8 protein-coding genes (1 of these 8 only partly in view) are annotated in these 15564 nt (G+C 69.5%); all 8 read right to left on the bottom strand.

What is annotated here, in order from left to right; all coding sequences use genetic code 11:
• Tightly spaced (each overlapping or abutting the next), the 8 genes in view from ACIRRA_RS05945 to ACIRRA_RS05910 form a layout consistent with a single transcriptional unit that may run on beyond the window.
• A protein-coding gene (locus tag ACIRRA_RS05945) for an amino acid adenylation domain-containing protein (protein WP_402763646.1) crosses the window boundary here: on the bottom strand, window positions 1–5135 show its start. Its footprint begins 5293 nt before the window's first position; only the first 5135 of its 10428 coding nucleotides appear in the window; it begins with the start codon at window positions 5133–5135; its stop codon lies off the left edge, out of view.
• Window positions 5122–5967 carry a 3-hydroxyacyl-CoA dehydrogenase family protein gene (locus ACIRRA_RS05940; protein ID WP_402763643.1) on the bottom strand — a complete coding sequence of 282 codons (846 nt, stop codon included), beginning with the start codon at window positions 5965–5967 and terminating at the stop codon, window positions 5122–5124. Before ACIRRA_RS05940 ends, ACIRRA_RS05945 begins: the two co-directional genes overlap by 14 nt.
• Window positions 5964–10364, bottom strand: a complete 4401-nt coding sequence (locus ACIRRA_RS05935) for a condensation domain-containing protein (protein WP_402763640.1) — start codon at window positions 10362–10364, stop codon at window positions 5964–5966. The genes ACIRRA_RS05940 and ACIRRA_RS05935 overlap by 4 nt, the downstream gene beginning before the upstream one ends.
• On the bottom strand, window positions 10361–12193 hold the full coding sequence (locus ACIRRA_RS05930; RefSeq protein ID WP_402763639.1) for an AMP-binding protein: 1833 nt from the start codon (window positions 12191–12193) through the stop codon (window positions 10361–10363). The genes ACIRRA_RS05935 and ACIRRA_RS05930 overlap by 4 nt, the downstream gene beginning before the upstream one ends.
• Complete coding sequence (locus tag ACIRRA_RS05925) at window positions 12190–13215, bottom strand: HAD-IIIC family phosphatase (RefSeq protein ID WP_402763637.1); 1026 nt, start codon at window positions 13213–13215, stop codon at window positions 12190–12192. The genes ACIRRA_RS05930 and ACIRRA_RS05925 overlap by 4 nt, the downstream gene beginning before the upstream one ends.
• On the bottom strand, window positions 13215–14195 hold the full coding sequence (locus ACIRRA_RS05920) for a 3-oxoacyl-ACP synthase (protein ID WP_402763635.1): 981 nt from the start codon (window positions 14193–14195) through the stop codon (window positions 13215–13217). The genes ACIRRA_RS05925 and ACIRRA_RS05920 overlap by 1 nt, the downstream gene beginning before the upstream one ends.
• Window positions 14192–15289 carry an acyl-CoA dehydrogenase family protein gene (locus ACIRRA_RS05915; RefSeq protein ID WP_402763633.1) on the bottom strand — a complete coding sequence of 366 codons (1098 nt, stop codon included), beginning with the start codon at window positions 15287–15289 and terminating at the stop codon, window positions 14192–14194. The genes ACIRRA_RS05920 and ACIRRA_RS05915 overlap by 4 nt, the downstream gene beginning before the upstream one ends.
• Window positions 15286–15564, bottom strand: coding sequence for an acyl carrier protein (locus tag ACIRRA_RS05910; protein ID WP_402763630.1), 279 nt, complete (start codon window positions 15562–15564; stop codon window positions 15286–15288). The genes ACIRRA_RS05915 and ACIRRA_RS05910 overlap by 4 nt, the downstream gene beginning before the upstream one ends.

The following is a 15564-nucleotide window of genomic DNA, read 5'->3' as shown; positions in this document are numbered from 1 at the left end:
GGCTCCGTGACCCCGGCCAGCGCCTTGGCCCATACCCGCCGGGAAAGTGAGTCGTCCTGCCGGGCGAGCCATTCCACATAGCGGCGGTAAGGAGGCGGGGGTTCGACCGCGAAACCGGCGTAACCGGCCATGATCTCGCGCAGCAGCAGCGGGATGGACCAACCGTCGAGGAGCACGTGGTGGCAGGTCACGGCGAACCGGGTCCGCCCGTCGCCGAGGCGGAGCAGTAGGAAGCGCAGCAGCGGCGGGGCGGTGAGGTCGAACGGCATCGTACGTTCGGCGGTGAGCAGGCGCTCGCCGGCGCCGGTCGCCCCGGACAGGTCGACCTCGCGCCAGGGCAGGACCACATCATCGGTGACGATCTGGACGGGCGTCCCGGCGGCATCCACCGCGAAGGCGGTGCGCAGGTTGGCATGTCGCTCCAGCACGGCCGCCGCGGCCGATCGCAGCCGCGACGCGTCGACCACGCCCTCCAGGCCCAGCACCAGCTGCACCGTGTACACGTCGACCGCGTCCGGATCGAACAGGGCGTGGAACATCATGCCGGACTGCAGCGGCGTGGCCGGCCACACCTCGCTCAGCGTCGGGTACCGCTGTTCCCAGACGTCGATGTCGCCCTGTGTGACGGACACCAGGGGGAAGTCGGACGGGGTGTATCCGCCGCTGGTACGGGGATCGCGCGCGTGCCGCGCCACGGCGCCGAGCGCCGCACGCCACAGCTCGACCAGTTCCTCGCCTGCGGCCTCGCCGAATATGCCACGCGCATAACCGAAGCCGGTCACCAGACGGTGGCCGAGGACGATGGAATCCACTTCCACGGCACCCAGCGCGCCACGGCCGGCGTCGGGACGAATGGCCAGCATGCCGAAGTCGGTGGAGGGCAGGAAGCCGATTCCGGCGAGCTCCTCCGGAATGTCGAGGCCGGTGATGTGCCCGAAGTAGTTGAACGAGATCTCCCCCGGTTCGCCCGGCGGCAGTGCGGCGGCGGTGTCCTCGTTCAGGTATCTGAGCAGGCCGTAGCCGAAGCCATTGTGCGGCGCTGCCCGCAGCTGTTCCTTGACGGCCTTGATCGCGACTCCCATGGCCGGGCCGCCGCCGAAGGCGTCGTCGAGATCCACTCCGGTCAGGTCCAGCCGTGCCGGGACGATGGAGGTGAACCAGCCGACGGTGCGAGACAGTTCCGTCCCGGGCACCGCATCCTGTTCGCGGCCATGGCCTTCCAGGCGCAGCAGCACCGACCGCTCGTCCTCGCCGCGTCGCGACCGCCAGCGCGTCACCGCCAGCGCGAGTGCCGTCAGCAGCGCGTCCGCGACGCGGGCCCGGTAGCGCTCCGGAATGGCGGTGAGGATGGCGGCGGTATCGTGTTCGTCGAGTTCGACGGAGGTGTGCGCTACGTCGGCTGCCATATCGCGGTGCGGATCGAAGGGCCGCTCGCCGAAGAACGGCGCCGGGCCCTCGACGATCTCGCGCCAGAGCGGCAGCTCGGCGGTGAGCGCCTCGGTGTGCGCGGTGTCGACGAGCGCGTGCGCCCATCGGCGCATCGATGTTCCGACCGCGGGCAGCCGCGGGGTGTTCCCCGCCGCGACCGCCGCCCATGCGGCAATGAAGTCGGGCAACAGGATTCGCCAGGAGACGCCGTCGACGGCGATGTGGTGGGCGGCGATGACGAGCATTCCGGGGGCGGTGCCCGAATCCGGTGTCAGCCAGACGAACCGCAGTACCGCGCCGACGGACGGGTCGATCCGATCGATGGCCGAGTTCAGTTCGGCTTCGGCGAGTGCCCGGAGTTCATCACCGGTGAGGTCGGCGTCGTAGGCAACCTGGTGGATGAGGGAGTCCACATCGACGCTGCCCGGCGGCGTGACCCGTGCATGCCAGTCCCCCGAGCCGTCGCGGTAGAGCCGCGAGCGCAGCATGTCGTGGTGATCGACGACTGCGGTGATGGTGGAAATCAGTGCGCCACGGTCGATTCCGGTCGGCAGGTCCAGTGTCATGGACTGGCAGAAACGGTCGAAGCTGCCACCACGCTCGACCAGGAACCGGAGGACCGGGTTGAGCGGCAATTCGCCGACACCGCCGCCCGGCAGTTCGGCGAACGGCGGAATCTCCTCTCCGCCCGCGGTTTCGGCAATGGCCGCCAGGCGGGCGACGGTGCGGTGCTCGTAGACCTGTTGCGCGGTCACCGCGATGCCGCGCGACCGTGCCCGCGACACCAGCAGGATCGACATGATGCTGTCGCCGCCGAGCGCGAAGAAGGATTCGTCCACACCGATGCCGTCTCGGCCGAGCACCTCGGCGTAGGCGGCGGCGAGCGCGGTTTCGGTGTCGGTGCGCGGGGCCCGGAAGGCCACCGTCTCGACATCGGGTGCGGGCAGGGCCTTTCGATCCACCTTGCCGGAACGGTTCACCGGCAGCGCGGGTAGACCGATGATCACGGCGGGCACCAGGTGCCTGGGCAGTACCGCACGCAACCGCTGGTCCAGAGCGTCCGGATCGATGCTGTGCCCGGCGGCCGGGGTGACATAGGCGATCAGGCGACCACCGGCCCCGTCGGCATGGTTGCCGTCATGAACGATGGCAACCGCCTGGGCCACGGATTCCTGTGCGGCGAGCACCGATTCGAGCTCACCGAGTTCGATGCGCACACCGCGAAGCTTCACCTGGAAGTCGCTACGGCCGAGGTACTCCAGTTCTCCGTGACCGGTGGACCGCACGATGTCACCGGTGCGGTAGAGCCGCTGCCCGGAATCACCGAACGGGTCGGCGACGAAACGTGTGGCGGTGTGCCCCGCCCGGCGCACGTAGCCGCGCGCGAGCGTCGCGCCACCGAGATAGAGCTCGCCCGGCACGCCCGCCGGAACGGGCCGCAGAAATGCGTCCAGCACGTGGGCACGGACATGCCACGCGGGTGCACCGATGGGCACTGCGGCAATGCCGTTCTCGCCGATCGCGTGCCGGGTGACGGCAACTGTCGCCTCGGTCGGACCGTAGAGATTGTCGTAGCGGGCGCCCGGAGCGACGGTCGGCAGAGCTGCGGCGAGTGCGGGCGTGAGCGCCTCGCCGGCAAGCAGTATGCGACGCACACTCGGCGCCATCGGCGCGGCCACCGCCTGCCGGTGTGCCGCGAGCGTGGACGGCGTGAACTGCACCGTGGTGGCATCGTGTTCGATGATCGCTCGCGCCAGCTCGCTGGGATCGCCGTGCGCACCCGGCCCGGCGACCACGACCCGAGCACCGACCGTGAACGGCCACAACACTTCCCAGGCCGAGACATCGAACGTCAGGGCGGTCTTGCGCACGACTGTGTCGCTGTCGTCGAGGCGGTGCAGGTGCTGCATCCAGGCGAGATGAGTGCACACGGCCGCGTGGGTGACGCCCACGCCCTTCGGCTGCCCGGTGGAGCCCGACGTGAACAGCACGTACGCCAGGTTTTCCGGACGCAGCGGGGCGATGCGATCCTCATCGGTGACCGTGGCGCCCGACTCGGCGGCCAGGTCGAGTTCGTCGATGTGGATCACCCGGACTCCATCGGGAGCGTCGAATCCGTCCCGCCGCGTGGTGAGGACACACACCGGCTGTGCGATATCGAGCACCTGAGCATGACGCGAACGCGGATGCTCCGGGTCCAGCGGCAGGTATGCGGCGCCGGTTGCCAGCACCGCGTGCACCGCGAGGATCTGTTCGCCCGATGGCCCGAAAGCGAGCGCCACCACTTGTTCCGGCCCGACGCCGAGGGTAATCAGCCTGCGCGCCAGGCGATTCGAGTCACAGTGCAGGTCCGCGTAGGTCATGCGGGTATCGCGTCCGACGATCGCCGACGCCTCCGGCGACCGGTCCGCCTGCTCGGCGAACAGAGCCGCGAGTGTCGTGGACGCTGCGACCACATCGGCGGGGGGACTGCCGATGAGACGCTCGATCTCCCCCGGTGCGGCGATATCGATCCGGGCAATGGGCGTATGCGGCGTGCGGACCAACTGCTCCAACAGCCGAACCAGCCGGTCCCGGTGCGAACGATGCGCTCCGGCAACGGCGATCCGCCATCCACCGGTCGCCTGATCATCGACGCACACGGTGAACTCGTCGCCGCTCCCGAAACACTCGGTCACCGATGCCGTGCCGAGACCGTCGATCGCCGCACCGCCGAGCATGCGTACCGCGAGCGGCCACTGCCCGTGCACCGGCGAATCCACCCACGGCTCATCGATATCGGGAATGAACCTGAGTCTCCGTGCCTTGCGCAGCTCCCGCCCCACCTGTTTGGCGATCGAGTAGAACCCGGCCTGGGCCGTGACCAGAATCCGCAGCGGCACAGTGGTTTCCCCGGTATCGAGTGCGACCACGCACTCCCCCGAGGACGCCATGCGAGACGCGTAGACGGCCAACGCGGCCAGCACCACCGCGGGCGCACCGGCCCCGCACACACGCGCGGCCCTGGTGAGTTCCGCCGATGCTCCCACCGCTGCCCAGACCGCCTCATCCGGAGTACCGCTGGTAGGACCCGCGATACCCGCGGCGGGAGGGACGGGCCGGGCGGCGTCGGCGAGAGTTTGCTCCCAGTAGTCCCGGTCGGCGGACCACGCTCCCGATTCGCGATATCGGCGTTCATTTTCCAGCTGGTCGGCTGTCGTACCGAACGGCGGATTCGCGCCGGGGGTTGTGGGCGCGCCGTCCAGTAGATCACGCACTCGGGCGAGAATCGCGAGCGCTCCCGGGTAGTCGTTGACCAGACGGTGATAGCGCTGGTACCAGCCGAGCCGGCCATCCGGGAATCGGAAGACGACCTGCCGGTACAGCGGCCCATGCGCGATATCCATTCGGCACGCACGTTCTTCGGCGATCCACTCGGCGACGAAATCTCCCGGACCAGCCCCGTCGACGCTGAGCACGGCGGTCGATACGGGCGGGTTCTCGCACACCTGGATCGCGCCGGCGTCGGCACGGAACACACTGTGCAGCACCGGGCATTCCGTCACGACGGTGTCGACCGCCCGGCGCAGGAGCTCCGCGTCCACCCAGCCGGTCAGTTCGATGTACAGGTCGACATAGTGATCACCGGCCGCGAGGGCGGCGCGTTGCGCATCGCTCGGAACCTGCGGTTCGGCCGTCGCGGTGCGGGTGGTCTCAACGGTAGTCATGGAATCCTTGTCCGGTCTTGCGGCCGAAATGTCCTGCGGCGACGAGCGTCGCGAGCGCGGGCGGAATGCGGTAGTGGTCCTCGCCGGTCTCGCGCCGCAGCACCTCGATGGTGTCGGCCACGTTGTCCAGGCCGATCAGGTCGGCGGTGCGCAGCGGACCCATGCGGTGGCCGAGGCAGCGTTCGAAGAGGGCGTCCACCGTCGCGGCGTCGGTGCCGGTCTCGAGGGTGGCGGCGGCTTGCGCGATGCTCAGCATGAGCAGGCGGTTGATGACGAACCCGGGGCGGTCGTCGACGACGAGCGATTCCTTGCCGAGAGCGGTGAGCAGTTCGGTGGCGCGCGCCATGGTGTCGGCCGAGGTCTGTGCCCCGCGAACGACTTCCACCGCATCGGTCAGTGGGGCCGGGTTCATGAAGTGCAGACCCAGCACGCGATCCGGGCGACCGGTCGCGGCGGCCAGCCGGGCGATGGGGATAGCCGACGTCGCGGAGGCGAGCACGGCGTCGGCCGGGCAGGCGCGGTCCAGTTCGGCGAAGAGTGTCTCCTTCAATTCGATCCGCTCGACCGCGCACTCGATGACGAACTCGACCGCGTCGAGGTCATCGAGACGGTCGGTCCAGCGCACCCGGCCGGCAGCCTCGAGCGCCGTCCGCCGGTCACCGCGGCCCAGCAGCAGCGCCAGGCGCACCGCTTCGTTCAGGCCACGGCGCGCTCGCTCCACGGCGGCCGGATCGGGTTCGACCACGATGACATCGCGTCCCGCCTGCGCGAGGCACTGTGCGATGCCGGCACCCATGGTGCCCGCGCCGATCACTGCTACGACTCCGGTCATCGGATCACCTCCGCTTCCGCGATGCAGCGCAACGCGATGTCCGGCACCGGATCGTTCGGTGTCTCCACCAGGCCGTGCAGCAGCCGGGTCAGATCCGAGAGCATCTGCTGTGCGGTCGATTCGTCGAAAAGTTCTGTGGCGTAGACCAGTTCCAGGACTGCGCGGTCACCGGACTCGCGGTCGAGCGCCAGTTCCGCAGTGTCCGGCGGGGTAGAGCCGAACCAGATGGCCTCGGCAGGGCTGTCACCCTGCGCCGACGCGGCCAACTCCGCGGCGGTTCGTTCGAGCAGTTCGGCCCCGGTGGGTTCGTCGGCGAAGTTCATTCGGGCGGTGCCGGTCGCCGAGCCGACCACTACGTCATCGGAGCCGGAGTACCAGCTCAGCAGTGCCGCCCAGGCGGCGAGCAGGTCCGCATCGCCCGGCGCGGCATCGAGCCGCTCGCGCACCGTCCCCGGCGTGTATCGGGCCGAGCCGGATCCGCGCGGCCGGTCTGTCGGAATATCCAGTACCACAGCCTGTTCGGCCGCACCCACGCCGGCAGACGGAGGCACGGTGACAAGCAGCTCCTCGATCGACCGATCCGGAGCCGACTCCACGACCTCGGTGAGGATCTCGAGGTAGGCCGCGGCCAACCCCGCGGCGGTGCGCTGCGTGAACAGCTCGGTGCTGTACTCGAAGCAGGCCAGCATGTCGAGGTCGTCGCTACGATCGTAGGTGATCAGGCTGAGGTCGAATTTCGCTGTGCCGGGCGGCAATCCGCCGAAGGCATTGTGAATGGTGTGCTCCGAATCGAAGAACTCCGTCGCCCCGCCGCCGAGCGGGTTGACCGATCCGGCGCCGGTGAGGTCCTGGTGGACGTAGAGCACATCGAAGATCGGGGTGCGGGACATGTCGCGCTGATCGTCGAGGGCATTGACCACCCGCTCGAACGGGATCTCCTGATTCTCCAACGCGCCCAGCACGATTCCACGCACTCGTTCGAGCAGATCGCCCAGCGTCGCGGGACCGGAGAGGTTGGCGCGCAGCGCGACGGTGCTGTTGAAGAAGCCGATGAGCCCTTCCAGCTCGCGGCGGGTGCGGCCGGTGGTCGGCGTGCCGACGACGAGGTCGCGCTGACCACTGCGCCGGGCGAGCAGCAGATAGAAGGCGGACAGCAGCACCACGAACAGCGACACCGACTCCCGCTTCGCGACCGTGCGCGCGGCGGCGAGCAGTGTCGCCGGCACCGTGAACGGCTCCAGCTCACCGGCGAACGTCTTGCGCGCCGGCCGCGGGAAGTCGGTGGGCAGCCGCAGTTTCGGCGCGCCACGCAGCATATGCATCCAGTATTCGAGCTCATTGTCGAGCGCGCCCGAGTCGAGCAGCTCCCGGTGCCAGCGCGCGTAGTCGCGGTAGCGGATCGGCAGCGGTTCCAGCTCGGCCGTGCGCCCCTCCCGCCGGGCGGCGTAGAGCACCGGAATCTCCCGCGCGAGGATCCCCGGCGTCTGACCGTCGGTGACGCAGTGATGGCACACCACCTGCAGCACATGCATTTCCGGAGCGAGCTCGACCACCAGCACCCGCACCATGGGGTCGCGGCCCAGATCGAACGGCCGGACCGCGGCCTCCCGGATCAGCTCGCGCGCCCGGGCGACCGAATCGGCTGCACCAGACACATCGACGACCCTGAAGAACTCGCCGAGAGCGGGCCGCACTCGCACCGCCGGCGCACCGTCGACCTCGACGAGGTTGTAGCGCAGCGGTTCGTGTCGCTCCGCGAAATCCTCGAATGTTCCCTTGACCGCGTCGACGTCGATCGGCCCGCGCAGAACGTTGACCACCGGATAGTTGTAGAGCGTGGTGTCCGGAACAAGCTGATGGTGGAACCACATCCGTTCCTGCCCGGGCGACATGACCAGCTCGTCGGTGCGCGTAATGGCCGGCAGCCCGCGCGCTCCCGACATCACCTCGGGCGCCGGGCGCGCCCCTTCCCGCAGCAGGTCCGCGAACTCGGCCACCTTGGGCCGCTCGTATACATCGAGCAGTTTCGGCCGAAATCCGAATGCCTCCTCCACCCGCTCGACCAACTGCACGGCAATGATCGAATTGCCGCCCACATCGAAATAGTCGTCATCCAGCCCGATTTCGTTCTCCGCGTGCAACAGTTCGCGCAGCACTGCGCGCAACCACTCCGCCGCGTCCGACGGCACGGCGACCACCGGACGCTCGGGCGCGGCGACAGCTTCGAGGGGCTCGGACGCGATCTCGGCATGCTGCGCCGCAGTGGGCAGTTCAACCCAGCACCGGGTGCCGCGCAGCGGGTGCCCGGGCAACCGCATCCTGCGACCGTCCCCGTCCTGCACCCGCGCCCAGTCGAGATCCACTCCACGCTCGTAGAGCCGCCCCAGGATGCCGAGCGCCCCCGCGGAATCGGCCGAGCCGAACAGGATCTCGGCATCCGCGCGACCCGCGAGATCCTCGGTGAGGTACCGCCCGAGCATGCCGTCCCGGCTGGGATCGACGAAGACGACCGGCCCATCCCGCAACAGCATGTCCGCCGCCGCGAGCAGACGCGACCGGTCCACCGCGGGCGTCTCCGCGGCGACAGCCAATTCGCCCGGGTCGACAGGCTCTCGCGACCCGAGCAGATAGCGTGCCGCGAACTTCGACGCGCCCCCGCTGAGCACGGCCACGAACTGAATCCCACAGGCACGCAATCGATCGTGCACCGCGAGCTGTGCCGCGAGCACTTCGGCCGTCTCCCCGGTCGCGGGCAGCTGTTCCGGCAGTGCGATGCGGTCTTGCCCGGTCGGCAGCGCACCCGGCGAGAGCAACAGCGCCACTCGCGGCGCGACCGGCTGCACACCGTCCGAATCGACGGCAGCGCCGCGCGTTTCGAGCAGATCGGCCAATTCCGTGGTGCTGCTCGCATATACCGCGATGCGATGGCCGAAGTGCGCACGGCCCCGGCCGAGCGTGAACGCCACATCCGCGAGATCGATCGTCTCGTCCCGCATACGCCCCGCCAACGAGCCGCACAGGTCCGCGAGCGCCGTCGCGGTCCGCGCCGAAACCCCGATCAGCCGGGGCACCGGCTCGCGACTCGCCTCGGCCGGTTCTGCTTCCGGCTGCGGTACCGCATCGGGGGCCTGCTGCACGACACAGTGGGCGTTGGCGCCGCCGAGGCTGTAGGAGCTGACACCCGCCAGGCGCGGGCCGTCGCTCCGCCACGGCCTCGGTTGCGTGACCACCTCGAGGCCGGCCGCGGCCAAGTCGAGATCGCCAGTGGGACGGTGGAAGTGGAGAGATGGGAAGAGTTGTCCGTCGGCGACCGACAGGACGGCCTTCACCAGGCCGGCCACACCGGCGGCGTGATCGAGGTGGCCGATATTGGTCTTCACCGATCCGATCGGGAGGGCGGTGGCGCGCTCGGCGAACGCGGTGCGCAGGCCCTCCAGTTCGACGGCGTCGCCCAGCCGGGTGGCGGAGCCGTGGGCTTCGAGGTATCCGGCATCACGGGGATCGGCACCGGCCTTGCGCCAGGCGCGCGCGATGACCCGGGCCTGCGCGGCGGCGCTGGGGGTGCTGATGGTTGCGGCGGAATGACCGTTGTGCAGGACGGCGCTGCCCCGGATGACCGCGTAGACCGGAGCGCGGTCGGCGCGGGCACGCTCGAGCGTGGTCAGCAGCAGCGCCGCACCGCCTTCGCCGGGGACTGTGCCGTCGGCGTCGGCGTCGAAGGCTCGGACCCGGCTGCCCGGCGAGGCGATCTCGGTCATGGTTTGCACGGCCCAGGCCGGAGCGCCGTGCGCGCGAACACTGACTCCGCCGGCCAGCGCGTAGTCGGCGTCGCCGCCGCGCAATTCGCGGCAGGCGTGGTGGACGGCGATGAGGGAGGCGTTGCAGCCGCTGTCGACGGCGTAGCAGGGGCCGTCGAAGCCGAGCAGGTGCGCGATACGGGCGGGGACGCCGAAGGGCAGATTGCCCAGCATGGCGAGGGGGCCCGGGTCGACGGCCATGGCGTGATAACTGGGCATGGGCGCGCTGAACACCACCGCGGTGGTGGCCGCGCGCAGGGTGGCGGGTGCGTAGCCGGCATCCTCGATGGCGCGGTGCGCCAGCTCCAGGGCGATCCGCTGCTGCGGATCCATCAGGGCCGCTTCGCGTTTGGACAGGCCGAAGAACGCGTAGTCGAAGGTGTGGATATCGGTGAGGTGCCCCATGGGCAGGTACCGGACGCGGCGGTCCAGGGCGGTCGCCGAGGCACGAGACTCCGGCATCGGGCCGATCGAATCCCTTCCGGCGGCGAGGTTCTCGCGAAACTCGTCGAGGTTCGCCGCGTCCGGGAAACGCGCGCCGATACCGATGACGGCGATGTCGCCGTCGCGTGGTGCGAGTGCGGTCACGATGTCCTTCACACTTCGAATGCCAGGGGAACGTCCGCCGGTGTGGCGGGGTGTAGCGGATCCGCGGGCAGTGCGGCCGCCTGCGCGGCCACGGTGTCCAGATCGAACAGCAGGCCCACCGAGATGGTGCCCGGCCAGCGCGCCTGCAGGCGCACATGCAAGGCGACCACGCGATGGGAGTTGCCGCCCACGTCGAGAAAGCGGTCCGCGCGATCGAATTCGTCGTGCAGCAGCACCTCCGACCAGATCTCGCCGAGGGCACGCTCGGTCTCGGTCCAGTCGTCCCGCGACACCGCCTGCCGGACCGTCGAACCGGTCAGCAGCGCGCGCAGCGCCGCCTCGTCGAGCTTGCTGCTGCCCGGCGTGATGGGAAGGGCATCGACGGTCACGAACCGTGCCGGAACCGCTTCCGACACCAGGTGTTCAGCGCAGAATCGGGCCAGCGCGCTCGATGCGGGCGTGGTCGCCGCGGTGCCCAGAGGCACCCAGAAGGCGGCCAGGTACACCGAGTCGTCGACATCGGCGACGGGCAGCACGACCGCTTCACGCACGGCGGGATGGTCTTCCAGCACCGCCTCCACCGCGCCGCGTTCGATCCGCACGCCGCGAACCTTCACCTGATCGTCGGCCCGGCCGTGGAATTCGATGTCGCCGTTCGCGTCCGAAAGGGCGAGGTCGCCGGTGAAGTACATGCGAGCACCCGGTTCGGTGGCGAAGGGGTCGGCCACGAATCGAGTCGCGGTCAGTCCGGGACGGGCCGCATAGCCGTCGGCGATCTGCCCGCCGCCCAGGTACAGGTCGCCGCGAGTGCCGCGGCTCACGGGGCGCAGCTTGTCGTCCAGGAGATGAGCTGTCGTGCCCGCGGCGGGCTTTCCCATCGGGACGACCGGCCGCGGCGTGTCCGCGACGTACGGGCCGATACAGGTGATCGTCGCCTCGGTGGGGCCGTATTCGTTGTGCAGCGCCACGGCGGGCAGAACTTCGCGGTGCTCGTCCACCAGGCGCGGCGGGACCGCCTCTCCCATCAGGACCACCGTCCGCAGCGTCGGCCTCAGCTCGGCCAGCCGCGGCAGCGCCAGCCGATAGAACGACGGCGTCGCGATGAAATGCGAAACACCCCGGCTCCGAGCGAGTTCGGCGACGGCGTCGATATCGCGCACCATCCGGAAGTCGGGAAACACGCTGATGCCGCCGACCGCGAGCGGCCAGACCACACCCAGCAGGGAACCGTCCCAGATCAGCCGCAGGGCCGAGAAGGTGACCAGCGCACCGTCGGTGTGCGCATTGTTCCGGGACCCGATCTGGGTGGCGAGGTTCGCGCGGGACACGACCACCGCCTTCGGAGCACCGGTGGAGCCGGAGGTGGTGATGGCGTAGGCCGGGGCGAGCCGCGGCGGCGGGCCGGGCAGCGGGATCTCGGGTGGATCCACCCGCGCCGCGATGTCGATCACCGCTGGACCATTCGTCGCGTCCGCCAGCGCCGTCGCCGCATCGCCCGGAGTGAGCGGATCCCGCCCGTCGATGATCACCGCGGCACAGTCCAGCGCCTCCAGCACCGCGCCGAGCGACGACTCGCCGCCGTGGCCGGGTTCGATGACACACCAGGCCGCGGCGACGCGCAGGGCTGCGATCATGCCGATCACGGTGTCCAGGTTCTGCCGCTGGTAGACGACGACCGTCTGCCCGGGCCGCACCCCGGCCACGAGCAGCCGGCGTGCGAGAGCCATTGTCGCGGTGTCCAGTTCGCGGTAGGTGAGAGACCGGTCCCCGACCACGACCGCGAGACGATCGGGCACCCGCTCGAACTGGCACATCAGGCCGCCGAGCAGATCCACGCTCATCGAACCACCTCGACATGGCCGGTGCCGCCGATGTTTTCGGCTGGCACGGTGCAGACGAGCAGGATGCGATCTCCGTCCTTCTCGGCCACTTCGAAGCCGGCGAAGCGCAAGGTCACGAGCATGACCCGATTCCGTGGTGTGGCAACGAATTCCGCCGCGGGCCGCAAACCGGCCGCGTGGGCACGCCGCACCACCTCGGCGATGAGAGTCGTGCCGACGCCGCGCGACATGACACGACAGGACATGAGCAGCAGGAGCAGAACCGCATCGGGGCCTCGCTGTTCGGTCACCGCCAGCCCGATCGTGCCGTAGCCGCCGAAACGGTCGGTCAGGGAAGCGACGAGCACCTGGTGACGCGGGGACGCGCACAATGCCCGCAGTTCGTCCATGTCGAAGGTGACGCCGGTGGTATTGAGCTGGTGGGTGCGTTCGGTCAGCTCGTGTGCGCGAGCCAGATCCGCCTCGGTCGCCTCGCCGACGGTCATGACCAGATCCAGCGAGGCCAGGAAATCCGCGTCCGAGCCGCTGAATTCGGCTTCGGATGCTTTGCGCTCCCGTTCCGCGCGATATAGCAACCGGCGCTGCCGTGCCTCGGATGTCGTTGTGGCCGACATGAATTCGGAAAGGTCCGGGAGTTCGGCGATCCGGTCGACGGAATAGCACCGGACTTCCGGGAGGGCGGCGGCCACCTCCGCCAGCTCGACCGGATCATTGTCGACGAATGCCATCGTGTCCCGGCCGATATCGAGGGATTCCGCGATCCGGCGAATGGCCTCCGACTTGGGACCCCAGCCGATCTCGACGACCGAGAACATGTCCTCGATACCGTGCATGCGCAAATGCGCTGTGGCAACCTCTGGTTCGCCACGACTTGCGACGGCGTGCAGGATGCCGCGTTCATCCAGTGTCCGGATCGTCCGCAGCACTTCCGGTTTCGGCGCACCGCCGTCCGACTCCAGCACAACGCCGGGCCACACCGTATCGTCGAGATCCCAGACCAGGCATTTCACTGTCGCCGCCATTACACCCTCCGCAGCAGGCCGGCGCTCCACGCGGCAACCGGGCTGCTGTTCAACAGCAGCGCGTACGCACCGGTCGCGCGGGTGGCCGCGGCGGCCTCCAGATTGACCAGCATGTCCATCGAGCCCAGGTGGCCGTAGGCCGCGAGATTGGTTCGGCAGACCTTGTCGACCGGGCGATCCAGGGCCTCCTCCCAGAAGGCGAAGGCGCCGGCCGACAGGTTCTGCATGAGGATCTGTCCCACCTCTCCGTCTCGAATGCCATTGCGTCGCAGCAGTTCCGGAACAATGGCGTCGAATCGCTTCTTGCTCTCGACCGCGAGCCGGAACGAGTAGGTGGACTCGTCCGCGCACACCTCGGCCCAGTCGCCGGAGCCGATATCGCGGTAGTCGATGCGGAACAGGTCCGCGTATTTGCCTTCGCTGCGCACGATCTGGTCGACGAACTCCCAGCGGCCGGGGCCGGAGGTGGTGACCAGCAGTGCGGCCGCACCGTCACCGAGCAATGTCATGGGAGCGCGGTAGCGATTCCGGGTGGGCGTCTTGGCGGCTGTGACCACCAGGACATTGCGGCAGTGGGCATCCGCGCGAACCAGGCTCGCGGCGAGAGTCAGTGCGGCGGAGACGGATACGCAGCCGAGGTCCCCGGCCGCCGTGGTGAAGGCGCGGGCCGCGCCGATCCGGTGTTGCAGCCGGGTCGCCTCCGAGGCGAGCAGGTACTGCGGCGCGCGGCCGGTGACCAGAATCAGCGCGTCCAGATCGGCGGCCGCGAGATCGGCCTCGTCCAGCGCCGCGCGGGCCGCCTCGGCGGCGAGATCGACCTCGGTCATGCCGTCAGCGGTGCGCACCGTGTCGATGCCCAGGGCCAGGGCGTGTTCCCGGCGGTTCGCAGGCAGACCGGCCAATTCCGCCAGCGTGGCGACCGCGGCGGTCTGGTCCGGGAACCAGGTCGCGACCGGACCCAGTAGCACGCGTTCGTTCATGATCGCGCACCCCGCATGACGTGCTCGCCCATGGCCACCTCGGCGACCTCCTGTGCTCCCTCGATGATCTGCATGACTTTGGCGTCGCGATAGAAGCGGCCGATCCGGCTGTCCGGTGCGCAGCCCGCCGCGCCGAGTACCTGCACGGCCCGTTCGCTGACCGTCGCCGCGACACCGGCGGCGGCGTATTTGGCGGCAATCGTGAAGATCAGCGCCTGGGGCGATCCCGTTATCCGCGCATCGGCCGCGCGTTCGCAGAGGGCTTGCGCACCTTCCACATCCGCCCAGCAGCGGCCGAGCGTGGCGCGGATCAGCTGATGTTCGGCCAGCGCGGTGCCGCCCTGGACGCGGGTGACCGCATGGGCGGCCGCATCGCCGAGGCAGGCGCGGGCCAGCCCGACACCACCCCAGGCGACGGTGTAGCGACCGTGATCCAATGCGGTGCCGAGGACATGGGACAGACCGAACCCCGGTGGTGCGATCAGCTGGGTGGCGGGTATGCGCACGCGGTCGAACCGGACGGTCGCCAGCCGCGCACCGCGAAACCCGAGACCGCTCTCGGCGGGTTCCACACCGACACCGGGCCGGTCCCGATCCACCAGTGCTGCACACAGTCCACCGGGCGCTCTACCGAGCACGAGGTAGACGTCCGCACGCTGACCGAAGGTCACCCACAGCTTGGTACCGGACACCAGGATATCCGTGCCGTCGGGCTCGAAAGCCGCAGCGACAGCCGACAACTCGGTTCCGGCTCCGGCTTCGGTCGCCGCCAGCGCGGCGATGATCTCACCGGTGGTGAGCCGGGGCAGCCATGCCTCCCGCTGCGCGGCCGTACCCCACCGATCCACCGCGGCGGCCACCATGCCGTGCACAGTCACCAGCGAACGCAGGCTGGTGCACGCGTGCCCGAGCGTCGCGGCCAATCGCCCGAGCTCCCGCGCATCGAGTTCGGCACCACCGAAGCACGCGGGCCGATCCGCGCCCAGCAGCCCATTCCGAGCCGCAAGCTCGATCATCTCGTCGGGCAGACCGTCTCGATCCCACCGTGCCGCATCGCGGGCCGCAGCCTGCACGAGGTCGTCCACGTCGATCACGAGTGGCCGTCCCCGCCCTGCTTGCGGACAACGAAGGCCGCCGCACGCGCGGCACTCCGAAAGTTGTCGAGCTCGAGATCATCGACATCGACCAAGATCCCGTAGGTGTTCTCCACGTGCACGACAATCTCCAGCGCCCGTAGTGAATTCACCAGTCCGAGCGCGAAAATGTCGTCATCCGGCGCCAATTCGATCTCGGCCATCGACCCGAAGTAGGCCAGCAACTCCTGCGTCAGCTCCGCCCGATGCCGCACGACCCGCGCCAGATCCTCCAC

It is taken from the genome of Nocardia sp. NPDC101769 (assembly GCF_044766925.1).
GTDB lineage: Bacteria > Actinomycetota > Actinomycetes > Mycobacteriales > Mycobacteriaceae > Nocardia.
Note: the sequence above shows the minus strand (reverse complement) of the source record. Positions and strands in the feature narration are given on the sequence as shown.